The following is a 22,323-nucleotide window of genomic DNA, read 5'->3' as shown; positions in this document are numbered from 1 at the left end:
AGTGGGGTATCTCGGATACGCTAACCGGCGATGGACGACACGGCAACACCACGCGGCGCGTCGGACCCGGGGACGGGTGCGACGGGCTCGACGGGCGCGGACGCGGACGGGCGCCGCGGGGCTGCCGGAGCCGTCCGTGCTGCTCGACCGACGCTCGTCGCGGTCGCGCGCGCAGCCGGGGTCGCACCGTCCACGGCGTCACTCGCCTTCAGCGGGACGGGCCCGGTGTCCGACGAGACCCGCGCCCGGGTCCTCGCCGCAGCGGCCGAACTCGGCTACGACGGGCCCGATCCGCGGGCGCGCTCGCTGCGCCGGGGCCGGTCCGGGGTGATCGGGGTCGTGATGGACGACCGGCTGAGCGACGCCTTCCGCGACCCGGTGAACGTCCTGACGCTCGACGGCATCGCGGAGGTCGCGGGCGAAGCGGGTGCGTCCCTGCTGCTGGTCCGCAGCCCGCTCGACGACGAACGCGGCGCGGGGCCGCTCGTCGACGCTCCGATGGACGCCGTCGTGCTGGTGGGCTGCAACGTGCGGGTCGACCCGGCGGTTGCCGTCCTGCGGCGTCGGGGGATCCCGGTCGTCGCGATCGAGGCCGACGACATCGAGGGCGCGGTCCCCATCCAGCTCGACAACCGCGAGGGCTCCCGCCGAGCCGCCGCGTTCCTCCGTGACCTCGGGCACGAGTCGGTGACGGTCGTGACGCTGCCGCTGGATGCCTCGCACCACCGCGGCCCGATGTCCGCCGAGCGGTTCGCCGCCGGTGCCGCGCACACGACCATGGAACGGCTGCGCGGTGTGCGCGGCGTGTACCCGGACGCCGTCGCGATCGAGGCCGGCGGCAGCTCGGTCGAAGAGGGCCGCATCGCCGGCGATCTGCTGTTCGGCCCCGGCGGGACGCGTCCGACCGCGGTCGTGGCGCAGAGCGACCTGCTCGCGGTCGGGGTCATCTCGGCCGCGCTCGAGGCCGGGCTCCGCGTCCCCGAGGACGTCAGCGTGGTGGGCTTCGACGGCATCCGCGTGGACGACAGCCTGCTGCACCGCTCGCCGATCCGGCAGCTGACCACGCTCGTGCAGCCCTTCGTGCAGAAGGGCCAGGCGGCCGCGCGGGCAGCGCTCGCCATGCTCGAGGGCGCCTCACCCCAGGGTGCGTCGTTCCGCTCCGAGCTCCGCGTCGGCGACACGACGGGCCCCCCGCGCGCGTCCTGAGCCCGGTCGACGAACCTCGCACCGTGCCGGTTCGCCGGCCGCTCGTGCGAGTTTGGTGGCTCGGTGCGAGGTTGTTTCCTCGCACGGGGCGATCAACCTCGCACCGGCCGCGAACCTCGCACCGTGCGACCGCACGCCCCCGCCCCGTCACCGCGCCAGGGCCACCGTGATCCACCCCGGCCGGTGCGCCCGGACCCCGAGCGTGACCGCCCGCACGCCGATGTACCCGAACGCGAACACCGCCCACAGCGCCACGAGCCCGTGGCCGAACGCCCACAGCAGCGGCAGGTACACGACCAGGTTCACCCCACCCGCGATCGCCAGGTACCGGGCGTCCCCCGCGCCGATCAACACCCCGTCGAGCACGAACACGTAGCCCGCCACCGGCATCCCGACCGCGATGAGCACCAGCACGAGCGGCAGCGCCGAGCGGACCGCCGCCGAGTCGGAGAACACCGGCCCGAGCACCCCGCTCGCGGCCAGCGTCAGCGCCCCGAGCAGCACGCCGCCGGCGATCCCGAGCACCACGAGTCGGGTCGTCACCAGGCGGACCCGGTCGGCGTCCCGGGCCCCGAGCGCGTGCCCGACGAGCGCCTGCCCGGCGATGGCCAGGGCGTCGAGCGCGAACGCCAGCGTGCTGAACACCGTCAGCCCGACCTGGGTGGTCGCGAGCCCGGTCGTCCCCAGCCCCGCCGCGACACCGACGGTCGCGAGCATCGCCACGCGCAGTGATGCCGTCCGCAGGAACAGCCACGCGCCCGAGCGCAGCGCCCGCACCACGCCGGAGGTCCCTGGTCGCAGCGGAGCGCCCACCCGCCGCGCTGCCCGGACCGCGATCACGATGTACACCGCGGCCATCGCCCACTGCACGACGACCGTGCCGGCCGCCGACCCCGCGACGCCCCACCCGAGGCCGTAGATCAGCAGTGCGTTGAGCAGCCCGTTCGCCACGAAGCCGACCGTCGCGACGACGAGCGGCGTCCTGGTGTCCTGCAGTCCGCGCAGCAGTCCGGTCGACGCGGTCACGAGCAGGATCCCGGGCAGCCCGACGAGCGACACGGTCAGGTACGACGTCGCCGCACCGGACACCGCCGCGTCCGCGCCGAACAGCGCCACGAGCGGTCCGGCGAGCGGCCACCCGACCAGGGCCAGCACGACCCCGAGTCCGAGCGCGAGCCACATCCCGTCGATCCCGGCGTGCACGGCGCCGCGTCGGTCGCCGCCACCGAGCGCCCGGGCCACCGCGGGCGTCGTCGAGTACGCCAGGAACACGAGCAGTCCGGTGACGGTCTGCAGCACCGCGCTCGCGAGCCCGACCGCGGCGAGCGGGGTCGCCCCGAGGTGGCCGACCAGGGCCGTGTCCGTCAGCAGGAACAGCGGCTCGACGACGAGCGCACCGAGCGCCGGCAGCGCCAGGCGGACGATGTCGCGGTCGACGGCGCGACGGGACGGGGGCATCAGGTCATCATGCCGGACCGGCCGGGAGGCCCTGGTCGCCCCGCGTGCACACCGTGCGGTGCGTGGACACGGCGACCACGGCCTCCCGTCCGGGGGGCGGGACCGGACCGGCTGCGCGTCAGTCGGCGCGCGGTTCGGCGGGGACGCCGCCGGTGGCGGCGTGCGCGGTCTCCGACGCGTCCGGGACCGCGGGGTCGGTGCCCCGGGCGCGACCGATCAGGTCCATCAGGTGGTAGACGACGATCGCGGCGACGGTACCGACGATGATGCCGCCGAAGCTGGCCTGCCCGAACGAGAACGTGAAGTCCGCGATGCCGATGATGAGCGCGATGCCCGCGGTGAGCTGGTTCTTCGGCTTGGCGAAGTCGACGCGGTTCTCGACCCAGATGCGGATGCCGATGACGCCGATCAGGCCGTAGAGCGCCGTGGTCGCTCCGCCCAGGACACCCGCCGGCACGCTCGAGATGACCGCGCCGATCTTCGGGGACAGCCCGAGCAGCACGGCGGCGATCGCGGCGACCCAGTACGCGGCGGTCGAGAAGACCCGCGTGGCCGCCATCACGCCGATGTTCTCGCCGTAGGTCGTGGTCGCGGACCCGCCGCCGACACCGGCCAGCACCGTCGAGATGCCGTCCGCCATCAGGGCCCGGCCGGTCAGCGGGGTGAGGTCACGGCCGGTGAGCTGTCCGACGCCCTTGACGTGCCCGACGTTCTCGGCGACCAGCGCGAGCACGACCGGCACGAACGCCAGGTAGATCGGCAGCTGCGCGGGGTCGAACGCCGGCGCGGTGAACTCGGGCAGGCCGATCCAGGGCTTGTCGGCCACCGTCGAGAAGTCGACCTGCCCGCCGATGAGCGCCGCGACGTACCCGATGACGACACCGATGACGATCGACAGCCGCCCGAGCAGGCCCTTGAAGAGCACCGTGACCAGGATGATCGACAGCAGGGTGATGAGCGCGACGACGGGGGACTTCGTGAAGTTGTCGCGGGCCGCCGGCGCGAGGTTGAACCCGATCAGGGCGACGATCGCGCCGGACACGATCGGCGGCATCAGCCGGTCGATCCACCCCGCGCCCGCCAGGTGCACGACCAGGCCGACCACGGCGAGCAGGGCACCGACCACGATGATGCCGGACAGGGCGAGCGGGATGCCGCCGATCTTCGTCGCGGCACCGATCGGCGCGATGAACGCGAACGAGGAGCCGAGGTAGCTCGGCAGCCGGTTGCCGGTGATGAGCAGGAACAGGATCGTCCCGATGCCGCTGAACAGCAGGGTGGTCGACGGCGGGAACCCGGTCAGCAGCGGGACCAGGAACGTCGCGCCGAACATCGCGACGACGTGCTGGACGCCGAGCCCGATCGTGCGCCCCCAGGTCAGGCGCTCGTCGGGCGCCACGATCGTCGTCGCGGAGACGGTCGTGCCGTCGCCGTGCAGCTTCCACGGAAGTCCCATGCGACGACCGTACCGGCCGGGCGCGGATCCCCGACGCGGGGTGGACCGCAGGGCACCGGTGACTATCGTGGATCGCATGACCGACGTCGCAGGCACCACAGGGATCCAGACCGACGAACTCGACGAGACCGTGCAGCCCGGGGACGACCTGTACCGCCACGTCAACGGACGGTGGATCGACGCCACGCCCATCCCGGACGACAAGGCGCGCTACGGCTCGTTCACCGTGCTGGCCGAGGCCGCCGAGGTCGCCGTCCGCGAGATCATCGAGCGCTCGCAGCAGGCCGCACCCGGCACCGAGGAGCGCAAGGTCGGGGACCTCTACACGTCGTTCACCGACGAGACCGCACTCGAGGCACTCGGCACCGGCCCGATCGAGCCCCTGCTGGCCGAGGTCGCCGCCGTCGAGACCACCGCTGACGTCATCCGCATGGTCGGCCGCTTCGAGCGACTGGGCCTGCCGAGCTTCCTGCAGCTCTTCGTCGACAACGACCCGGGCGACCCCGAGTCCTACGTGGTGTTCCTCGAGCAGTCCGGTCTCGGGCTGCCCGACGAGTCGTACTACCGCGAGGAGCGCTTCGCCGACATCCGCGACAAGTACCGCGAGTTCGTCGCGGCGATGTTCCCGCTCGCCGGGTACGACGAGAGCGCCGACCGCACCGAGCACGTCATCCGGCTCGAGACGGCGCTCGCCGGCAAGCACTGGGACAACGTCGCCACGCGGGACAGCCAGAAGACCTACAACAAGCTGCCCTGGTCCGAGGTGGCGGCACTCGCCCCCGGCATCGACCTGCAGCTGTGGTGGGAGGCGATCGACGCCCCGCTCGGCGCGTTCGAGACGGTCGTCGTCCGCGAGCCCTCGTTCCTGACCGGCCTGGCCGAGCTGCTGCAGTCCGAGACCCTCAGCGCCTGGAAGGACTGGCTGGCGTGGCAGGTCATCCGGGGTTCGGCGCCCTACCTGACCAGTGCCTTCTCGGCGACGAGCTTCTCGTTCTACGGCACCGCCCTCACCGGCGCACCCAAGCAGCGCGAGCGCTGGAAGCGGGGCGTCTCGCTCGTCGAGGGCGCGATGGGCGAGGCCGTCGGCCGGATCTACGTGCAGGAGCACTTCGACGAGACCTCGAAGGCGACGATGGACGACCTCGTCGCGCACCTGGTCGAGGCGTACCGGCAGAGCATCACCGCGCTCGACTGGATGACCGACGAGACCCGTGGCCGTGCCCTCGAGAAGCTCGACAAGTTCACCCCGAAGATCGGCTACCCGGTGCGGTGGCGCGACTACTCCGCGCTGCCGGTCACGGCGGACGACCTGCTCGCGAACGTCCGCGCGGTGGCGAGCTTCCAGGTGGACCGCGAGCTCGGCAAGATCGGCAAGCCGATCGACCGCGACGAGTGGTTCATGACCCCGCAGACCATCAACGCCTACTACAACCCGGGCTTCAACGAGATCGTGTTCCCGGCGGCCATCCTGCAGTTCCCGTTCTTCGACGCCGGCCGGGACGCCGCCGCGAACTACGGTGCGATCGGTGCCGTCATCGGGCACGAGATCGGTCACGGCTTCGACGACCAGGGCTCGCAGTACGACGGTGACGGGCGCCTGCAGAACTGGTGGACCGAGGCCGACCGCGCCGCGTTCGAGGAACGCACGAAGGCCCTCATCGCGCAGTACGACGCCCTCGTGCCGGCCGAGGTGCCGGACAACCACGTCAACGGGGCGCTCACGATCGGTGAGAACATCGGCGACCTGGGTGGGCTGTCCATCGCGTGGAAGGCCTACCTGCTCTCGCTCGACGGCCACGAGCCCGCCGTGATCGACGGGCTCTCCGGTGCCGAGCGGTTCTTCCTGAGCTGGGCCCAGGCCTGGCGGATGGCGATCCGACCGGAGGAGGCCGAGCGGCTGCTGACGATCGACCCGCACTCGCCGAACGAGTTCCGCTGCAACCAGGTCGTCCGGAACATCGACGTGTTCCACGAGACCTTCGGCGTGACCGAGCAGGACGCGATGTACCTCGACCCCGCCGAGCGCGTCGCGATCTGGTGATGGTCGAGCCCGACGCGGCCCCGTCCTCGCGGCGGCGACGCCAGGACGGTCGCGCGGGCGCGGGGAGCCGTGCACGTGGTCGCCACCGCGGCGGCGGCGAGGACCGGTTCTCCGCGACGGTCGAGGCCCTCGGGGGACTCGCGCTGGACGGAGCCGGTGTCAGCGCGTCGGTCATCGACACCTCGAGCGGTCGAGCGCTGCTGGCCGTCGACGACCGCATGGTCCAGTCCGTCGGCGGACTCGGACGGGTCCTGCTGCTGATCGAGGTCGCGGCGCGGCTCGAGGACGGTCGGCTGCACGGGGACCGGCTGCAGCGGATGGCGCGCGACACCGCCGCCGGGCCGGGCCTCTGGCAGTTCCTGCAGGAGCCGACGATGCAGGTGTCCGACCTGGCGACCCTGGTCGGGGCGACCGCCGACGCGTGGGCGACGAACGCCCTGCTGTCGACGGTCGGCATCGACGCCGTCCGTGAGCGCGCCGAGTCGCTCGGGGTCGAGCGGTCCGCGTTCATCGACCGTGTCCGTGACCGCCGGGGCCCGGACGACGCGCCCGACGTCGCCGTGGCGGCGGCCGGCGAGCTCAGCTGGGTGATGCGGGGCCTCGCGCTCGGCGAGGTCGTGGACGAGGGCGTGTCGAACCGTGTGCTCGGGTGGTTGTCCCTGGCGAGCGACCTCAGCCTGGTCGCGGGGTCGTTCGGTCTCGACCCCCTCGCGCACCGGGCGCTCGACCACGGTCTGCAGGCGGTCGCCGTCACCGGGACGGGCCCGGGAGTCCGTTCCGAGGCGGGGGTCCTGCGCGGTCCCGGCTCGTCGGTCAGCTACGCGGTGACCGTGACGTTCGAGGACGACACCCTCGACCGGCGTCTGGCCGTCGTCGAGGCGCTGCGGACCATGGGCACCGAGGTGCTCGACGCGGTCCACGTGACCGTGACCCGCTGACCCGCTGACCCGCTGACCCGCTGACCCCACGCACGAACGCCCCGGCCGTGTGACGGTCGGGGCGTTGCGTGACGGAGGCGGGTCGTGCCTCCAGGCCGGTCAGCTGTGCTTCTTGGCGGCCTTCTCGAGCTTCTTGCGGAGCTTCTTCCGCGACTTGCGGGCGTGCGGGTCGTTCCACATCTTGCGGGCGGTCTCGCCCTTGGACTGCTTGATCACGGTGCGGTTGGACCGCGAGCCGAACCAGAACCCGATGAGCACGATGGCGGCGATGACGAGCAGGCGGTTGCGCATGGTGATTCCCTTCAGTGTCGGATCCCGGCCGGTCAGCCGGTGATCCGTCGTACGAGGTCGGTGATGATCGGCCACACGTCGCCGGCCCGGTCTGCCGAGCCGATCGCGACGGTGACGAGCGGGTAGGCCGTCACGGCGAGGGTGACGAGGACCGCGAGGACGACCGGCACCCACGCTGCCACGCTACGACGCCGGGTCACGGCGAGGATCAGCAAGGCGAGCACGACGACCCCGCCCAGGATCGTCACGAGGGTGACGCGGACGAACGGGAACGGCACCAGGCCCGCGGTGGTGGCCGTGACGCCGGCCAGGAAGCCCGTCAGCGGCAGGAACGCGCCGACGAAGAGCAGGAGGACGGCGAGGACGCCGACCACCGTGGCGATCCAGACGCCGCGGGCGCGCGGCGGACGTTCCCGACCGAAGCGACGGCCGCGGCCTCCGGACCAGACGGTCATGCGCGTGCGTCCGTGTCCCGCGCCGTGGCTGCGGCGTCGTGTGCGTCGTCGGCAGCGGCCTTGGTCGCGTCAGCGGCGTGGGCAGCGGCGTCCGCCATGTCGTCCGCTGCGCGCTTGGTGGCGTCGACGGCGTCCTCGGCCTCGGGGCTGACCGTGTCAGCTGCGTCGTCGGCCTTCGCCGCGACCGTGTCAGCAGCGTCGTCGGCCTTCGCCGTCGCGGTGTCGACGGCGTCGCCGGTCTTGTCGGCGACGACCTCAGCCGCGTCCTGGGCTGCGTGCCGTGCGTGCGTCGCGGCCTCCTTGGCGGAGTCCGCGGCGTCCTCGGCGGCGTCGGCCGCGTCCCCGGCTGCTTCGGAAGCGCGGTCCAGCGCGTCGGAGCCGGCCTCCTTCGCGCGGTCCAGCGCGTCCGACCCGGCTTCCTTCGCGCGGTCCACGCCCTCGGCGGTGGAGTCACGGACCTCGGCTGCGGCCTCGCGGGCGCGGTCGGCGGTCTCGGACGCGGTGTCGCGCACCTGGTCGAGCGCCTCGGCGGCGGCCTCCTTGGTACGGCCGGCGGCGTCACGGGTGCGGTCCGCGACGTCGGCGCCGACTTCCTGTGCCTTCGCGGCGGCGTCGGACGCGACGTCCTTCACCGACTCGGCGGCGTCGGACGCGACGTCCTTCACCCGGTCGGTCGCCTCGGACGCCTTCTCGCGGGCGGCGTCGACGGCCTGGGAGACCTTCGAGGGCTCGTCGTCGAAGGGGCCGTGCACGTCGGTGACACGGACCTCGACGGTCGCCGGCTTGCCGGCCACCTGTGCGACGGCGTGCGCGACCTGCGAGCGGACCTCCTCGGCGACCCGCGTGACGGGTTCCGGGTAGGTGACCACCAGGGACACCTGGACGGCGAGGGCGCCGTCGGTGTCGTCGACCTTCACGCCCAGGGCGCTTGCGGTCCGGCCGAGTCGGGAGCGGACCTGGTCGGCCGCGCGTTCGAGCACGCCACCCAGGTGGTGCACCCCGTCGACACCGATCGCGGTCACGGCCGCGGTGCGTGCCGCGACGGTGAGGGCGCTGGCGTCCTCGGGCAGTGGTTCGGTGAGCGACGCGGGCAGTGCCACGTCGACGACCTGTGTGCGGGCGTGGGTCTCGTTCTCCATGATGTCCTCCTCGGTCCGGACAGGAGACGACGGGGCACCCGATCGCGGATGCCCCGTCGTCGTCACTGCAGCTGCCTAGTTCTTGAAGACGTCCTTGACGTCCTCGCCCGTCTGCTTCGCGCTCGCGGCGGCCTGGTCCTTCTTGCCCTCGGCGACCTTGGAGTCGTCGTTGGTGGCGTTGCCGAAGGCTTCCTTCGCCTTGCCGGCGATGTCCTGAGCAGCGTTCTTGATCTTGTCGTCGAGACCCATGAGGGTGTCCTTCCGGTGGTCGGGCTCATGCCCGGGGTGGTGTTCGAGGAGGAGGTGGGCCGGGAGGCCCGTGGTGCGTCCGGAGACCGGGGTCAGTGGACGCGGACCGACTTCGCGAGCGCGGAGCGGGTCCCGCCGGTCAGGTGCACGAGCACCGGAACGGGGCGGCCGAGGGTGCGGTCCAGCACGGCGAGCGTGCGGTCGACCGCGTCGAGCACGGCGACCGCGTCGCCACCGCGGCGGACCGCGACGCGGATGCGAGCGGCGCGCTGCTTGCGGACCTGGTAGACGTCGACCTTCGCGTTGACGACGTCGCCGACACCGCTGAGCTCGTGGTCCACGAGGTCACGGACGAGCGCGACGTTGATGGTGACCGCGTCGTCGCCCGAGCGTTCCCGCACGGCGACCGAGGTCCCGCCGCCGCCACGGGTGAAGACCCAGATGAGCGACAGGACGATGACGACGGCGCACACGGCGGCGACGATCCACAGCGACGCCGCGGGGACGTCGACGCTGCGCGGGAAGGTGACGTAGGGCTTGATCGCGTCCCGGACGGCCGGCAGGACGCCGGCGCCGATCGCGAGTCCGACCACGACGGCCACGAGGCCCAGGACGAACAGGATGATGCGGTTCATGGTGCGGTTGCTCTTGGTCATGACAGCCTGCCCTGTTCTGCGATGCGGACCTTGACGCGGCGGCCGAAGCGCTCGTCGAGCCGACCGAGGCGTTCCTCGACGGCGGACTTCACCGCGGACTCGTTGACGGCGACCCCGGAGACCGGGACGATCCGGACCTCGGTGGTGGTGCCGCGCGAGCTGGCCGTGGTGTTGTCCTCGGGCACGCCGGCGGCGGAGCTCGCCGCGTTGGCGGCGGTCGCGGCGATGATGCGGGTGTCGATGACGACGGCACCGCGGTCGTGCGGCACCACCGAGCGGTGCTGTCGTCCCGGCTTGAGGGCCAGGACGACCAGGATGACGCCCAGGACCACGAGGACGACTGCGATCACCTCGGCGATCGTCAGGAACGCGGAGTCCGGACGGAGTGCCGTGTTGACGGCGGTCTGCGGGTCCGCCAGGAGCGGAGCCGAACCGACCGCGCGCAGGACCGACTCGGTGCCGATCCATGCCGCCACCAGGACGAGGACCACGAGCGCGATGGACACCGCGGTCGACCGGGAGCTGTGGATGCTCCGGCGACGGATGCGACGCTCGACGCTGTTGTTGCTCATGATGTCTCCTACCGGACTCGGGTGTCGCGCTCGCGCACGATCCCGGTCAGTTCGATGTGGGCACTGCCGACCTGTCGGCCGGTGAGGGCGCCCACCCGGTCCTTGACCTCGGACGCGGCAGCCGTCGCGCGGCCGACGATGTCGTCAGCCGCGGCGATCGGCCCCGTGATGTCGAGGGCGAGGAGGCCCTGGTGGTCGCCGAGGGCGACGCGGACCTGCTTGGCCGGAGCGCCGAGGCGCTCGGCGGCGACGGCGCGGGCGCACGAGGTCAGGGCCCGCGCCGTGATCTCGACGCGGCCCGGGACGTCCGGGCCGCCGGTCACCGGGAGCTCCGGCGTCCGGTCAGCACGTCGGTGAGGGCGCCGCGGTCGATCTTGCCGGAGACGAGCGCTGCGACGAGCGCACCGATCGCACCGAAGACGATGACCAGGACGAAGCCCCAGAACCCGAACTGCAGTGCGACGACTGCCAGGATGGCGCCGATCAGGGCGCCGATGAAGGTGGTGCTCATGCGACTCGCGACTCCTTCTTGTCGTCATCGTCGTCGTCGTCGCCCGGGATGAAGACGTCCTGGACGGTGACGTTGACCTCGGCGACCTCCATGCCGACGATCTGCTCGAGGGCACGGGCGACCGAGGAGCGGACGCCGTCGGCGACCTGCTGCAGCGGCACCGGGTACTCGGCGACGATGACGATGTCGGCGGCGACCTGCTTCTCGCCGACCTCGACCTTGACGCCCTGACCCAGGTCGCGCTGACCGATGGCGTCGCGGATGGCGCCGATGGCGCGGGCTGCGCCGCCGCCGAGGCCGTGCACGCCGTTGACCTCGCGGGCGGCGATGCCGGCGACCTTCGAGACGACGGTGTCGTCGATGACGGTCTTGCCGGCCGTGGAGCCGGAGGTGTTCTGGCTGCGGGCCGCCGTGGTGGCGGTGGAAGCGGTGGTGTTCGTGGTGTCGGCCATGGGGTCTCCTTCCGAAGTGCCCGCCGGGTGTTCCCAGCGGTTGCTGTTCACGGATGAGACGGGCTGGATCCGAGAGAAGTCACGCCGCCGTCACGCTTCCCAGCGAGCTGCCAGGCTCGGGCCGTTCCGGGCTGTCTTTGTCCCCCGGAAGCCGGACACGTCAGCGGTCAGCGCGCTTTTCGTCCGCCCCGTTGCGCTCGGCACGTTCCGCGCGGACACGCCGGAGTGTGGCCATCGGGCTGCTCCCGCACTCGGCCTGGAACAGCTGCTGCAGTCGACGTGGTCGTACCCCGACGGCATCGGCGATGCGCTCGATCGTCACCGGTTCGTCCGCGTGGTCCTCGATGAACGACAGTGCCCGCCGCACCCGCTCGGACACCGCGCCGGTCCCCGGTCTCGGTCCCCGTGCCTCCCGCATCGTCGTCCCGGGGCTCTCGCCGAAGCGCTCGCGGTAGGCGGTGGCGAAGCGGCCCGGGTTGGAGAAGCCCCACATCCGGGCGACGTCGGACACGCCGCCCTCGACGCCCCCGTGCAGGAGCACCTGCCGCGCCCCGTCGAGCCGGGTGTCGCGGAGGAACCGGCTGGGCGTCACGCCGAGCGTGCGCAGGAAGACGTCCTGCAGGCTGCGCTCGGACAGCCCAGCGGCCTCGGCGATCGCCCGGACTGCCGGCCGCTCGCGTGCGTGCTCCTCGATGAAGCGGATGGCGTCCCGCAACCGGCTGGCCACCGGGACGTCGTCGCCGCGGTCACGCAGGGGGAAGGTGTCGAGGATCACGACCGCGAGGCGCCGGTTCAGGGCGGTGCGCATGGCTCCCTGCACCCGCTCGTCGAGCAGCGCCGGGCCGAGTTCGCGGATCAGACGACGCAGCGGCTCGCGCCGGGCGATGAGCTCGTCCTGCTGCTCGAACAGCATCGGGCCGTCGGGCTGGTGGTACCCGAGCTCGCGGCCGACCCGGCGGAGGAACGCGTCCGCGACGTGGACGCCGTTGTAGACCGTCTCCTCGGACTCGAACCGGTAGGCCTCGGATGCCGAGGCGATGTAGGGCGACCCCGGCCGCACGACACGGACCCGGTCGGCGAAGTGCATCTCGAGGTGTCCCTGTGCGAGCCAGAAGACGACGTGGTCCTCACGCGGCCCGATCACGCCGGACCGGCGCCCCCCGGTGGCCCGCATCGTCCGCAGGGACAGGTCGTCGTCCCCGACGACGAGGTACTCGTAGTGCGTGCCCGGCGCGGCCTCGGTCTCGGTCGCGAAGTCCGAGCCGTGGTACTCCGAGCTGAAGATGGCGGCGTAGTCGGAGCCGTCGTCGTCCGTGAACCGCTGCTTGCGGAATCCGTTGCTGGACGACGTGCTCACGCAGACATCATCACATCCTCGTCGTCAGGACGTCGCCTGCCCCTCGGGGACCAGGGCCTGCACGGCGAGCAGCGTCGCGGACGTGTTGCCGCAGGCGCGGTAGTCGGTGTCCTTCACGAAGAGCGACTCCTTCGACCCGGGCGGGTACACGCGGAAGCCGTCGGGCGTCGTGGCGTCGCAGTCGGCAGCGCTGTAGTTGCCGGCCTGTCCGATCTTGAGCGGCGCGACGGCCGCCTGCCCCGGCGTGAGCGTCACGGTCGGGTTCGGCGACCCCTGCTCCTGCGTGGCCGCCGCGCCGATCTGTGTCCCGGTGCCGCCCCCGACGAACGAGACGCCGGGCCAGCCCTGCAGCGTGCACGTGGTAGAACCCGTGTTGGTCAACACGAGGTGGACGATGACGCTGCCGGCCGCACCGCCGCTGCCGGGCGCGATCGACCCCGTGAGGTCGGCAGTGGCGCACCGACCGGAGGCCGAGCCGCCCGTCCCGCCGGCGCTGCCCGTGCCGCCCGTCGCGCTCGGCGCGGACGAGGGGGATGCCGTCGTGGTGGCAGTCGGGGTCGGGGTCGCGGTGACGGTTCGGGTGGCGGTCGCCGTCGCGTCGGAGCTGCCGCCCGACGCGCACCCGGCGAGCGCCCCGACCGCAGCCAGCGCGACTGCTCCGATGACGATCGGTCGTGCGGTGTGTTGCATGCCCACAGGAAACCACTTCCACACCGGTACGTCCGAGGGAGCACTCAGGGACCCCGAGCACACTCGCGGGCGTGCGGCGCAGTGGCCGTCACACCGATCTGGAGGATCACCATGGCAGGCAAGCACGAGCAGGTCCGCGGCGAGGCAGACCGGTCCGACGGCGTCGAGACGCGGGCGGGCGCCTTCACCGACAGCGACATCCCGGGCGAGCCCACGGTCCACTCCGACGAGCCCGTCGGCGAGTTCGTCGGCAGTGACATCCCGGGCGAGGACGTCCCCACGAGCACCCAGACGGACGGTGAGTACGTCGAGTCCGACATCCCGGGTGAGAACGACCCGCGTCCGTCCGGCGAGGTCGGGCACTACGTCGACTCCGGATCCGGCACCGACGACACAGAGAACGGCTGAACAGCAGACGGCTGAACAGTCGACGGCTGAACAGCAGACGGCTGAACAGTCGACGGCTGAACAGCCGGACGTCAGTCGAGCAGGCCAGCCCGGACCAGCAGGCGGAGGGTCTCGACCCCGGCGGGTGGGCACCGGTCCGCGTCGGCGGCGGTGACCCACTCGACCTCGTCCACCTCGGCCGAGGCGACGGGTCGGGCCGTGTCCAGGACCCCGGGCGTCCGGGCGACGAACAGGGTCATCGCGACCACCGTGCCCGGCTCCTGGCCGTGCGCCGGTTCGGTCACGACGGCGAACTCGTCGACGTCGTCCGGCGTGAACGTCAACGACGTCTCCTCGCGTGCTTCGCGCACGACGGCCTGGACCGCTGACTCACCCGGTTCGACCTTGCCGCCCGGCAGGTAGAGCACGTCACGGCCGCGCGCGCGGACCATCAGGACCCGGCGGTCGCGCACCAGCACCAGGGCGCTGACCTGGAGGATCAGCTCGCGTCCGCCTCGGAGTCGTTGCGCGGGCAGGCGGTACGGTCCGCCAGCGGGACGACCGGAGCGGCGACGTCCGGCAGGGCCTCCGGCTCGGGCCGCACGCCGAACAGTGCGTCGAGCGCCCCGACGAACTCCTCACCGCGACCGGCTCGACCGAGTTCCCGCGCGCGCACCGACGGGCGATGCAGCAGCACCCCGACCAGGTGACGCAGCGCACGCTCGGTCTGTTCGGCGGACTCCGGCGTGACGTCGCCCCGTCGGGTGGAGCGCTCGATCTCGTCGTCGAGGATGCCGAACACGTGCTTGCGGAAGGCCACGAGCGCCGGCGTGGTCGACTGCTCGAGCGCCTGGGCGCGGAAGCGGGAGACGGCGTCGTCGACCATCGCGCGGGCCTCGGACTCGGCGTTCAGCTCGGCGACCGGGGCGTGGATGCTGATCGTCTCGAGGTCGAGCAGCTCGACGCCGGCGACGTGCACGGCCTCGGGGTCGACGTTGCGCGGCAGCCCGAGGTCGATGACGATCCGGCGGACACCGTCGTCGAGGTCGCCCGCGCTGATGACCGGTGCCTCGTTCGACGTGCAGGTGATGACCACGTCGCTCGAGGCGATGGCCTGGCGCAGGTCGTGTGCGGCGACCAGGTCGTGCTTGGTGGCGAACCACGGTGCACGGCCCGATGGCGAGTAGACCTGGATGCGCTGCGCGCCGCGGTCGCGCAGCGCGGCGATGGTCGTGGCGGCGTAGCTGCCGGTACCGACCAGGAGGACGTGCGCCCGGCCCCAGTCCGTCACGCGGGAGGACGCGAGCTCGAGTCCGAGGCGGACGAGCGAACGGCCGGCGGCGCCGATGCGGGTGCGGGTCTTGACGCCGCGCGAGGTGTGGGCGGCCTCTTGGAACAGCCGCTCGAGGTCGGACGTCGTCGTGCCGTTGGCGCGGGCGTCCTCGAGGGAACGACGGACCTGCCCGGAGATCTCGGTCTCGCCGATGACCACGGACTCGAGCCCGCTCGACACGGCGAACAGGTGCTGCACGACGTCCTTGCCGTCGAGCACCGTGACGGAGTCGAGGACGTCGGTGCCGGACAGACCGCTGGCGGTTGCCACCGCGTCGACCGTGGTGGCCACGGCCGAGTCGCCGTCGTCGCCGGCGATGTCGAGGTATGCCTCGAACCGGTTGCACGTCGCCAGGACCACGGCGCCGTCGAGGACGTCGGAGTCGGTCACCAGACGGGAGGCGGCCGCGGGCGCGCCGATGCTCAGTCGCTCCAGGAGATCGAAGCTGGCGTTGCGATGCGACGCCGTGAGACAGATGAGCACGTACTCGAGGGTACCGCGCCCGACCGACAGTCGCTGCTGCGACAATCGACAGGTGACCGATGCACGCACCACAGCCCTCCCGTCCACGCACCCCCTGGCGGACGGACGCACCGCCGGATCCGCGCTGGTGCGGGCTCTGCGGGGGGACCGACCGGAGACGCTGCCGGTCTGGTTCATGCGACAGGCCGGGCGTTCGCTGCCCGAGTACCGCGAGCTCCGGGTCGGCACGGACATGCTCGACGCCTGCCTCGACCCGGCGATGGCGTCCGAGATCACCCTGCAGCCGGTCCGTCGGCACGGCGTCGACGCGGGCATCTTCTTCAGCGACATCGTCGTGCCGATCAAGCTGGCGGGCGTCGACGTCGAGATCGTCCCCGGCCGCGGTCCGGTGCTCGGGTCGCCCATCCGCACGCCCGCCGACGTCGACGCGCTGCAGGACCTCGACCCGGACGCGCTCGCGCCGATCCGCGACGCCGTGGCCCGCACCGTCGCCGAGCTCGGGTCGACGCCGCTCATCGGGTTCGCCGGCGCGCCGTTCACCCTGGCCGCCTACCTGGTCGAGGGCGGCCCCTCGAAGGACCACATCCGCGCACGCACGCTCATGCACGCCGACCCAGAGACCTGGTCGCGACTGCTGTCGTGGGCGGCCGGGGTGTCCGGCACGTTCCTCCGGGCGCAGGTGCTCGCGGGGGCGTCGGCCGCGCAGCTCTTCGACTCGTGGGTCGGCTCGCTGTCGCGGGCGGACTACGTCGAGCACGTCGCACCGCACTCGGCCGAGGCGCTGTCGCACGTCGCCGACCTCGGGGTGCCGCGCATCCACTTCGGCGTCGGCAGCGGCGAGGTCCTGCGGGACATGACCACCCTGGGCGACGAGTCCGCGGGCCCCCGCGTCGACGCCGTGGGAGTGGACTGGCGTCTGCCGCTCGACCAGGCCGTCGAGCGCGTCGGCACCGGCGTCACCGTGCAGGGCAACATCGACCCGGCCGTGCTCGCCGCCCCGTGGGACGTGCTCGAGTCGCACGTCCGCGACGTCGTCCGACGTGGCGGCTCCGCGCGCGCCCACGTCGTGAACCTCGGGCACGGGGTCCCGCCGGAGACGGACCCCGCGGTCCTGACCCGGGTCGTCGAGCTCGTGCACTCGCTCGGCAGCGGGGTGTCGGCGTGACGGACGTCGTCGTCGTCGGTGGCGGGTTCGCCGGGCTCCTCGCCGCACGCGACCTCGCCAAGGCCGGCGTGCACGTCGTCCTGGTCGAGGGTTCCGGCGACCTGGGCGGCATGGTCCGCCGGCACACAGTCGCCGGGATCGACCTCGACATGGCGGCCGACTCGTTCGCGACCCGCACGGACGCCGTCGCGACGCTCGCGATCGAACTCGGCCTCGGCAACGAGCTGGTCGACCCGGACCCGCGCGGTGCCTGGCTCATGACGCGCGACGGTCGCACGGCGAAGATGCCCGCGACCGGCCTGCTCGGGATCCCCGGCACGCCGATGGCCGCCGACGTCATCGCCGTCGTGGGGCAGCGCGCGGCGATCCGGGCGCAGATGGACTCCCTGCTGCCGTCCCCGGTGGGCGCCCGCGCCGCATCGCTCGGTGAACTCGTCCGACGACGGATGGGCGCGCGGGTCCTCGACGACCTGGTGACCCCGGTCGTCGCCGGCGTGCACTCGACGCACCCGGACGACCTCGACCCCGACCGCGTGGCTCCGGGGCTCCGCGCGGCGCTGCAACGACAGGGGTCGCTCGCGCGCGCCGTCCTCGCCCTGCGCGAGCGTGCCACCGCCGGGTCCGCCGTGCAGGGCATCCGCGGCGGCATCGTCCGGCTGGTCGACGAGCTCGTCGCCGACCTCGACACGTACGGCGTCGACGTCCGCCTGCACACGCGAGCGACCCGCGTCGAGCGGGCCGCGGTCCAGGTGGTCGGTCCCGACGGCGCCGCCGAACGGTTGGTGGCCGACCACGTCCTCGCCACGGTGCCGGACCCGGAACGACCGGTGTCGCCGACCCGCTCGGGCATCGAACTCGTGACCCTCGTCGTCGACGACCCGGCGCTCGACGCCGCCCCGCGCGGCACGGGCGTGCTCGTCCACCCGGACGCCACCGGTGTGCGGGCGAAGGCGATCACCCACGCCACGGTCAAGTGGCCGTGGCTGGCCGAAGCTGCCGGCGGACGCCACGTCCTGCGGCTCAGCTACCGCACGACCGCAGCCGACGCGGCGGACGTGGCCACGAGCCTCCCGGTCGACCCGTCGGACGCGACCGGCGTCCGCGCCGTGACCGACGCCGCGGCGCTCCTCGGTGTGCCGTTGGAGACCGCGCGTGTCGTCGGCGCCGCGATAGTCCGGTGGCACGGCCCGGACACCCAGGCGGCGGGTCTCGCCGAGGGCGTCGTGGGCATCGGCGAGGCGTCGAGCGGACGGGGTCTCGCCGGCATCGTCGGCACCACCCGGTCGCGCATCCGGGACCTCCTGGGTTCCTGAGCGGACCCCGCACCCACCGAGGGCTACTGTTGGTCAGACGTCGAGACATTCCGCTCGGCGTATGACCACTGCACACTTGAACTCTCGGAGGAACCATGCGAGGCAGGCTCCTGTTCGTCGCCGGCGCAGCACTCGGGTACGTCCTGGGATCGCGAGCCGGACGGGCGCGGTACGAACAGATCAAGACCGTCAGCGGCAAGATCTGGAACAACGGGAACGTCCAGAAGGGCGTCCACACGGTCGAGGAGTTCGTCGCCGACAAGACGCCGGACGTCGCCGAGTTCGTGGGTGAGCAGACGAAGAAGGTCGTCCGCAAGGTCGGCCAGAAGAAGGACCAAGCGACCTCATGACGGACACCCGTGACCGGAAACCGCGATCGCTGTTCGGTCTCGTCGGGGACGTGCCCCAGCTCGTCAAGAACCTCGTCAAGGGTGAGATCGCACTCCTCAAGGCCGAGCTGACCGGCAAGGCCAAGGTCTTCGCCCTGGCGGCCGCGCTGCTCGTGGTGGCGCTGGTCATCGTGCTGTACGCGATCGGCGTGCTGCTGACCGCAGCGGTCATGGGCCTCGCGACCGTCATGCCCGCGTGGCTGGCAGCCCTCGTGCTCGCGTTCGTGATGCTCGTCGTCGCCGCGATCCTGGGCTTCGTCGGGTGGAAGCGGTTCAAGAAGGGGCTGCCCGTCACACCCAAGCGCACGATCGCCAGCGTCAAGAACGACATCAACGCGGTCAAGGGGCTCGGCAAGAAGCCCACGCCCGAGACCCAGCACGCGTCCCGCAACCCGGACGTCGGCGGCCGGTTCTGACGCTGCCGCGTCGCGACCCCGGCACCATCCTTGGAGTACCTGTGACCGACCAGCACCCGCACGACCGACTCGCCGACGACGTCGCCTCGACCCGGGCCCAGCTCTTCGACACCCTCGACGCGATCGAGGACAAGCTCAACGTGCCGAAGCAGCTCGGCATCGCCGCATCGAAGGTGAAGCGTGGCGTCCTCGAGAAGCGTCCCCCGTACCTGGTCGGTCTCGCAGCGGGCGTGGCGGTGGTCGGGGGTATCGTCATGACGGTGCTCCGACGGCGGTAGGTCCGGATCACCGGGCCCACGGCCCAGGGGCGCCCGCCGGCCCGGTGCCCATCGGCGCAGGAACCGGCGCTCCAGTTCCTGCAACCGATAGGACCAAGGACCACATGAGTTCCGACGTGCCCACGCAGGGCGTGCCCGACCAGGGCGCAACCGCGTCCGCCCACCCGCACGAGACCGCTCCGGACTCGGGGATCGACCCGAACCTGCTGACCGCCTACGCGCTGTGGGCCGTCTTCCGCCGTCCCGTGGGTGCGGTCCCCACCCCGGGTGACGACGCCGTCGCCGAGCTCGACGCCGTGGTTGCCGCGGGTGCCGACCAGGGTGTGACGATCCGCGGCTTCTACGACGTCTCCGGCTTCCGCGCCGACGCCGACGTCATGATCTGGCTGCACGGCGACGACGCCCAGGTCATCCAGTCCGTGCTCCGCAGCATCCGCCGCACCGCGCTGTTCCAGGACGCCGAACCGGTGTGGCACGCCATGGCCATGCACCGCGAAGCCGAGTTCAACAAGCGGCACACCCCCGCGTTCCTGCGCGGCAAGGACCCCGAGGCCTGGATCACGGTCTACCCGTTCGTCCGCTCCTACGAGTGGTACCTGCTGCCGGAAGCAGAGCGCTCGACGATGCTCCGCGACCACGGTGTCGCCGGTGCCAAGTACCGTCGGGTCCTGACGAACACCATCGCGTCGTTCGCACTCGGCGACTACGAGTGGATCCTGCCGCTCGAGAGCCCCGACCTGGTCGACCTCGTCGACCTGATGCGTGACCTGCGCTACACCGAGGCCCGCATGCACGTGCGCGAAGAAGTGCCCTTCTACACCGGTCGTCGCGTGACGACCGCCGAACTCCCGGAGGTCCTGTCGTGACCGACACCACCCTGATCACCAACGGCCAGGGCGTCCTCGCCGCCACCCCGGCTGCGGCCTCGGGCCCCGAGCACGTCGAGACCCCGACCGCGTACGACGCCATCCTGCTCGCCGGCTTCGGCGGTCCCGAGGGCCAGGACGACGTCATCCCGTTCCTGCGCAACGTCACCCGCGGGCGCGGGATCCCGGACGAGCGCCTCGAAGAAGTCGCCCACCACTACCGGCACTTCGGCGGCGTGAGCCCGATCAACGCCCAGAACCGCGCGCTCAAGGCCGCGCTCGAGGGTGAACTCGCGGAGCGCGGCATCGACCTGCCCGTGCTGTGGGGCAACCGGAACTGGGAGCCCTACCTCGAGGACGCCTTCACCGAGGCCGGCGAGAAGGGCTACACGAAGCTCATCGCCATCGCCACGAGCGCGTACTCGTCGTTCTCCAGCTGCCGGCAGTACCGCGAGGACTACGCCCGCGTGCTCGACGCCACCGGGCTCATCGACACCATCCAGATCGACAAGGTCCGGCAGTTCTTCGACCACCCCGGGTTCGTCCGCCCGTTCGTCGACGGTGTGCGCGACGGCCTGGCCCGGGCGATCGCCGAGAACGACGGGCTCGACGTCGCGACCGAGCTGCACGTCCTGTTCTCGACGCACTCGATCCCCTCGACCGACGCGGCGAAGTCCGGACCCGACTTCCGCGGCTTCGGGGACGGCGGCGCGTACGCGGCCCAGCACCAGGCGGTGGCGCAGGTCGTCCTCGACCAGGCCTGGGCCGAGCTGCTCGAGCAGCCCGAGCACGCACACCTGCAGGGCACGGCGAAGCCGGCCTGGAAGCTCGTCTACCAGTCGCGGTCCGGCCCCCCGTCGCAGCCGTGGCTCGAGCCGGACATCAACGACTTCCTGAACGAGGACCTCAAGGGCGGCCCCACCCGCGCGGTGCTCATCGTGCCGCTCGGCTTCGTGAGCGACCACATGGAGGTCATGTGGGACCTCGACGAAGAAGCGACCGAGACCGCCGGCGAGCTCGGCTTCTGGTCGCTCCGCACGCAGACCCCCGGTGTGGACCCGGCGTACGTCTCCGGGCTCGTGGACCTCGTGCTCGAGCGGGTCAACGGCCTGTCCAAGGCCGAGCGGCCGCACATGACCGACATCGGGCCCTGGTACGACGTCTGCCGTCCGGGGTGCTGCGAGAACGAGCGCGCCGGGTTCAAGCCGGCGGCCGCCGGCGTTGCCCCGTGACCACACCCACCGACCAGTCCGACGCCGTCCGGCCCATCCGCCTCGGCACCCGCGCCAGCCGCTTGGCGGTCGCCCAGTCCCAGGACGTGGCGGACCGTCTGGCCAAGGCGGCGGGTCGTCCGGTCGAGCTCGTGACCGTGACCAGCGAGGGCGACACGAACCGTGCCTCGCTCGCCAGCCTCGGCGGGACGGGCGTGTTCGCGTCCGCGCTGCGCGAGGCCCTCGTCGCCGGCCAGGTGGACGTCCTCGTCCACTCCCTCAAGGACCTGCCGACCGCGTCGTACCCGGGGCTCACCATCGCAGCGGTGCCCAAGCGTGCCGACGCCCGTGACGTCCTGGTGGCCCGGAACGCGGCCACGATCGAGACCCTGCCCGAGGGCGCCAAGGTCGGCACGGGTTCGCCCCGCCGTGCGGCGCAGCTCCGGGCCAAGCGTCCCGATCTCGACGTCGTGGACATCCGCGGCAACATCGACACGCGGCTCGGCCGGGTACAGGACGACCTCGACGCCGTCGTGCTGGCTGCGGCCGGGCTCGGGCGCATCGAGCGGCTGGCCGAGGCGACCGAGCTCCTCGACCTGGGCTTCTGGCCGAGTGCTCCGGGGCAGGGTGCACTCGCGATCGAGGTCCGAGCGGACGAGTCCGACCGGAACCTGGTGGCTGCACTGCGCAAGATCGAGCACGCGCCCACCCGCCTGACGGTGTCCGCCGAGCGTGAGGTGCTCGCGAAGCTCGAGGCCGGCTGCTCGGCCCCGATCGGAGCGACCGCCATCGTCGACGCCGAGATGCTCCTCGTGTCGGCCACGGTCTACCGCCCGGACGGCTCCGAGTACCGCACGGCGTCCCACGCCGCGGTGCTCGACGGCTCCGCTCAGGACCGCCTGTCCGAGGCGCTCCAGGTGGGTGGCCGTGTCGCCGCCGAGCTGCTCGAGAACGGCGCGGGTGACCTCGCCGACCTCGCCGACAGCGTGCAGTAGGACCCGCCACGGACAC

At 72.3% G+C, this 22,323-nt stretch carries 27 protein-coding genes; 12 read left to right on the top strand and 15 right to left on the bottom strand.

Annotated elements, in window-relative coordinates:
- Nucleotides 1–30: 30 nt before the first annotated feature.
- Complete coding sequence (locus ASG04_RS16845) at nt 31–1,206, top strand: LacI family DNA-binding transcriptional regulator (RefSeq protein WP_082518328.1); 1,176 nt, start codon at nt 31–33, stop codon at nt 1,204–1,206.
- Between the two features lie 147 nt (nt 1,207–1,353).
- Here the strand turns inward: ASG04_RS16845 and ASG04_RS16840 are convergent, their stop codons facing one another.
- The gene (locus tag ASG04_RS16840; protein ID WP_056126658.1) at nt 1,354–2,664 is read right to left on the bottom strand and encodes an MATE family efflux transporter; all 1,311 of its coding nucleotides are present in this window, start codon (nt 2,662–2,664) and stop codon (nt 1,354–1,356) included.
- 118 nt (nt 2,665–2,782) lie between these two features.
- On the bottom strand, nt 2,783–4,120 hold the full coding sequence (locus ASG04_RS16835) for a uracil-xanthine permease family protein (protein WP_056126656.1): 1,338 nt from the start codon (nt 4,118–4,120) through the stop codon (nt 2,783–2,785).
- A gap of 76 nt (nt 4,121–4,196) precedes the next feature.
- Here ASG04_RS16835 and ASG04_RS16830 point away from each other — a divergent pair, with 76 nt between their 5' ends.
- Both ASG04_RS16830 and ASG04_RS16825 read left to right on the top strand, forming a co-directional pair.
- Entirely contained in the window at nt 4,197–6,161 is a 1,965-nt protein-coding gene (locus tag ASG04_RS16830) for a M13 family metallopeptidase (protein WP_056126655.1), read from the top strand.
- Entirely contained in the window at nt 6,161–7,099 is a 939-nt protein-coding gene (locus ASG04_RS16825) for a serine hydrolase (protein WP_056126653.1), read from the top strand. The genes ASG04_RS16830 and ASG04_RS16825 overlap by 1 nt, the downstream gene beginning before the upstream one ends.
- Before the next feature lie 99 nt (nt 7,100–7,198).
- On the opposite strand, the gene ASG04_RS16820 is transcribed toward ASG04_RS16825, so the two are convergent.
- The 11 genes from ASG04_RS16820 to ASG04_RS16770 form a co-directional block, all read right to left on the bottom strand.
- A complete protein-coding gene (locus tag ASG04_RS16820; protein WP_056126650.1) occupies nt 7,199–7,390 on the bottom strand; it encodes a hypothetical protein in 192 nt (63 codons plus the stop codon).
- A 32-nt stretch (nt 7,391–7,422) separates the two neighbouring features.
- Nucleotides 7,423–7,845, bottom strand: a complete 423-nt coding sequence (locus ASG04_RS16815) for a hypothetical protein (protein WP_056126648.1) — start codon at nt 7,843–7,845, stop codon at nt 7,423–7,425.
- Nucleotides 7,842–8,984 (bottom strand): Asp23/Gls24 family envelope stress response protein, encoded by a 1,143-nt coding sequence (locus ASG04_RS16810; RefSeq protein ID WP_056126647.1) that lies wholly within the window; start codon nt 8,982–8,984, stop codon nt 7,842–7,844. The genes ASG04_RS16815 and ASG04_RS16810 overlap by 4 nt, the downstream gene beginning before the upstream one ends.
- A 75-nt stretch (nt 8,985–9,059) precedes the next feature.
- Nucleotides 9,060–9,233, bottom strand: coding sequence for a CsbD family protein (locus tag ASG04_RS16805; RefSeq protein WP_056126645.1), 174 nt, complete (start codon nt 9,231–9,233; stop codon nt 9,060–9,062).
- 92 nt (nt 9,234–9,325) lie between these two features.
- Nucleotides 9,326–9,889: a hypothetical protein gene (locus ASG04_RS16800; RefSeq protein ID WP_056126643.1), complete on the bottom strand. Its 564-nt coding sequence runs from the start codon at nt 9,887–9,889 to the stop codon at nt 9,326–9,328.
- The gene (locus ASG04_RS16795; protein ID WP_056126641.1) at nt 9,886–10,461 is read right to left on the bottom strand and encodes a DUF6286 domain-containing protein; all 576 of its coding nucleotides are present in this window, start codon (nt 10,459–10,461) and stop codon (nt 9,886–9,888) included. The genes ASG04_RS16800 and ASG04_RS16795 overlap by 4 nt, the downstream gene beginning before the upstream one ends.
- A gap of 8 nt (nt 10,462–10,469) precedes the next feature.
- Nucleotides 10,470–10,784, bottom strand: a complete 315-nt coding sequence (locus tag ASG04_RS16790; protein ID WP_056126639.1) for a hypothetical protein — start codon at nt 10,782–10,784, stop codon at nt 10,470–10,472.
- Nucleotides 10,781–10,972 carry a DUF2273 domain-containing protein gene (locus ASG04_RS16785; protein ID WP_056126637.1) on the bottom strand — a complete coding sequence of 64 codons (192 nt, stop codon included), beginning with the start codon at nt 10,970–10,972 and terminating at the stop codon, nt 10,781–10,783. The genes ASG04_RS16790 and ASG04_RS16785 overlap by 4 nt, the downstream gene beginning before the upstream one ends.
- Entirely contained in the window at nt 10,969–11,424 is a 456-nt protein-coding gene (locus ASG04_RS16780) for an Asp23/Gls24 family envelope stress response protein (protein WP_056126635.1), read from the bottom strand. The genes ASG04_RS16785 and ASG04_RS16780 overlap by 4 nt, the downstream gene beginning before the upstream one ends.
- Before the next feature lie 160 nt (nt 11,425–11,584).
- Nucleotides 11,585–12,781 carry a helix-turn-helix transcriptional regulator gene (locus ASG04_RS16775; RefSeq protein WP_056126633.1) on the bottom strand — a complete coding sequence of 399 codons (1,197 nt, stop codon included), beginning with the start codon at nt 12,779–12,781 and terminating at the stop codon, nt 11,585–11,587.
- 24 nt (nt 12,782–12,805) lie between these two features.
- Nucleotides 12,806–13,471, bottom strand: coding sequence for a DUF4232 domain-containing protein (locus ASG04_RS16770; RefSeq protein WP_056126729.1), 666 nt, complete (start codon nt 13,469–13,471; stop codon nt 12,806–12,808).
- Between the two features lie 111 nt (nt 13,472–13,582).
- Between ASG04_RS16770 and ASG04_RS16765 the strand changes: the two genes are divergently transcribed.
- Nucleotides 13,583–13,879: a hypothetical protein gene (locus ASG04_RS16765; RefSeq protein ID WP_056126631.1), complete on the top strand. Its 297-nt coding sequence runs from the start codon at nt 13,583–13,585 to the stop codon at nt 13,877–13,879.
- Between the two features lie 71 nt (nt 13,880–13,950).
- Here ASG04_RS16765 and ASG04_RS16760 read toward each other — a convergent pair whose 3' ends face one another.
- A complete protein-coding gene (locus tag ASG04_RS16760) occupies nt 13,951–14,358 on the bottom strand; it encodes an NUDIX hydrolase (RefSeq protein ID WP_268750911.1) in 408 nt (135 codons plus the stop codon).
- Complete coding sequence (locus tag ASG04_RS16755; RefSeq protein WP_056126724.1) at nt 14,358–15,674, bottom strand: glutamyl-tRNA reductase; 1,317 nt, start codon at nt 15,672–15,674, stop codon at nt 14,358–14,360. Before ASG04_RS16755 ends, ASG04_RS16760 begins: the two co-directional genes overlap by 1 nt.
- Before the next feature lie 52 nt (nt 15,675–15,726).
- On the opposite strand from ASG04_RS16755, the gene hemE reads away from it, so the two are divergent.
- From hemE to hemC, 8 genes are all read left to right on the top strand, one after another.
- Nucleotides 15,727–16,839 carry a uroporphyrinogen decarboxylase gene (hemE, locus tag ASG04_RS16750; protein ID WP_056126629.1) on the top strand — a complete coding sequence of 371 codons (1,113 nt, stop codon included), beginning with the start codon at nt 15,727–15,729 and terminating at the stop codon, nt 16,837–16,839.
- On the top strand, nt 16,836–18,152 hold the full coding sequence (locus ASG04_RS16745) for a protoporphyrinogen/coproporphyrinogen oxidase (RefSeq protein ID WP_056126626.1): 1,317 nt from the start codon (nt 16,836–16,838) through the stop codon (nt 18,150–18,152). Before hemE ends, ASG04_RS16745 begins: the two co-directional genes overlap by 4 nt.
- 95 nt (nt 18,153–18,247) lie before the next feature.
- Entirely contained in the window at nt 18,248–18,502 is a 255-nt protein-coding gene (locus tag ASG04_RS16740) for a hypothetical protein (protein ID WP_056126623.1), read from the top strand.
- A complete protein-coding gene (locus ASG04_RS16735; RefSeq protein WP_056126621.1) occupies nt 18,499–18,957 on the top strand; it encodes a phage holin family protein in 459 nt (152 codons plus the stop codon). The genes ASG04_RS16740 and ASG04_RS16735 overlap by 4 nt, the downstream gene beginning before the upstream one ends.
- A gap of 41 nt (nt 18,958–18,998) precedes the next feature.
- Complete coding sequence (locus ASG04_RS17675) at nt 18,999–19,235, top strand: DUF3618 domain-containing protein (protein ID WP_056126619.1); 237 nt, start codon at nt 18,999–19,001, stop codon at nt 19,233–19,235.
- A gap of 104 nt (nt 19,236–19,339) precedes the next feature.
- Nucleotides 19,340–20,101, top strand: coding sequence for a hydrogen peroxide-dependent heme synthase (gene hemQ / locus ASG04_RS16725; RefSeq protein WP_056126617.1), 762 nt, complete (start codon nt 19,340–19,342; stop codon nt 20,099–20,101).
- Entirely contained in the window at nt 20,098–21,333 is a 1,236-nt protein-coding gene (locus tag ASG04_RS16720) for a ferrochelatase (RefSeq protein ID WP_082518324.1), read from the top strand. Before hemQ ends, ASG04_RS16720 begins: the two co-directional genes overlap by 4 nt.
- Nucleotides 21,330–22,307 carry a hydroxymethylbilane synthase gene (hemC, locus tag ASG04_RS16715; RefSeq protein WP_056126615.1) on the top strand — a complete coding sequence of 326 codons (978 nt, stop codon included), beginning with the start codon at nt 21,330–21,332 and terminating at the stop codon, nt 22,305–22,307. The genes ASG04_RS16720 and hemC overlap by 4 nt, the downstream gene beginning before the upstream one ends.
- Nucleotides 22,308–22,323 lie beyond the last annotated feature (16 nt).

Origin of the sequence: Curtobacterium sp. Leaf183 (assembly GCF_001424385.1) — a bacterium.
Taxonomy (GTDB): domain Bacteria; phylum Actinomycetota; class Actinomycetes; order Actinomycetales; family Microbacteriaceae; genus Curtobacterium.
This window is presented reverse-complemented; position numbering and strand designations above follow the sequence as displayed.

Excerpts from the sequence above, each read along its gene's own strand:
- ASG04_RS16840 (WP_056126658.1), bottom strand. The coding sequence starts at position 2,664 with ATGCCCCCGTCCCGTCGCGCCGTCGACCGCGACATCGTCCGCCTGGCG.
- ASG04_RS16740 (WP_056126623.1), top strand. The coding sequence starts at position 18,248 with ATGCGAGGCAGGCTCCTGTTCGTCGCCGGCGCAGCACTCGGGTACGTC.
- ASG04_RS16800 (WP_056126643.1), bottom strand. The coding sequence starts at position 9,889 with ATGACCAAGAGCAACCGCACCATGAACCGCATCATCCTGTTCGTCCTG.
- ASG04_RS16835 (WP_056126656.1), bottom strand. The coding sequence starts at position 4,120 with ATGGGACTTCCGTGGAAGCTGCACGGCGACGGCACGACCGTCTCCGCG.
- ASG04_RS16820 (WP_056126650.1), bottom strand. The coding sequence starts at position 7,390 with ATGCGCAACCGCCTGCTCGTCATCGCCGCCATCGTGCTCATCGGGTTC.
- ASG04_RS16785 (WP_056126637.1), bottom strand. The coding sequence starts at position 10,972 with ATGAGCACCACCTTCATCGGCGCCCTGATCGGCGCCATCCTGGCAGTC.
- ASG04_RS16735 (WP_056126621.1), top strand. The coding sequence starts at position 18,499 with ATGACGGACACCCGTGACCGGAAACCGCGATCGCTGTTCGGTCTCGTC.
- ASG04_RS16795 (WP_056126641.1), bottom strand. The coding sequence starts at position 10,461 with ATGAGCAACAACAGCGTCGAGCGTCGCATCCGTCGCCGGAGCATCCAC.
- ASG04_RS16765 (WP_056126631.1), top strand. The coding sequence starts at position 13,583 with ATGGCAGGCAAGCACGAGCAGGTCCGCGGCGAGGCAGACCGGTCCGAC.
- ASG04_RS16825 (WP_056126653.1), top strand. The coding sequence starts at position 6,161 with ATGGTCGAGCCCGACGCGGCCCCGTCCTCGCGGCGGCGACGCCAGGAC.
- hemQ (WP_056126617.1), top strand. The coding sequence starts at position 19,340 with ATGAGTTCCGACGTGCCCACGCAGGGCGTGCCCGACCAGGGCGCAACC.
- ASG04_RS16770 (WP_056126729.1), bottom strand. The coding sequence starts at position 13,471 with ATGCAACACACCGCACGACCGATCGTCATCGGAGCAGTCGCGCTGGCT.
- ASG04_RS16810 (WP_056126647.1), bottom strand. The coding sequence starts at position 8,984 with ATGGAGAACGAGACCCACGCCCGCACACAGGTCGTCGACGTGGCACTG.
- ASG04_RS16845 (WP_082518328.1), top strand. The coding sequence starts at position 31 with ATGGACGACACGGCAACACCACGCGGCGCGTCGGACCCGGGGACGGGT.
- ASG04_RS16780 (WP_056126635.1), bottom strand. The coding sequence starts at position 11,424 with ATGGCCGACACCACGAACACCACCGCTTCCACCGCCACCACGGCGGCC.
- ASG04_RS16805 (WP_056126645.1), bottom strand. The coding sequence starts at position 9,233 with ATGGGTCTCGACGACAAGATCAAGAACGCTGCTCAGGACATCGCCGGC.
- ASG04_RS16830 (WP_056126655.1), top strand. The coding sequence starts at position 4,197 with ATGACCGACGTCGCAGGCACCACAGGGATCCAGACCGACGAACTCGAC.
- ASG04_RS16815 (WP_056126648.1), bottom strand. The coding sequence starts at position 7,845 with ATGACCGTCTGGTCCGGAGGCCGCGGCCGTCGCTTCGGTCGGGAACGT.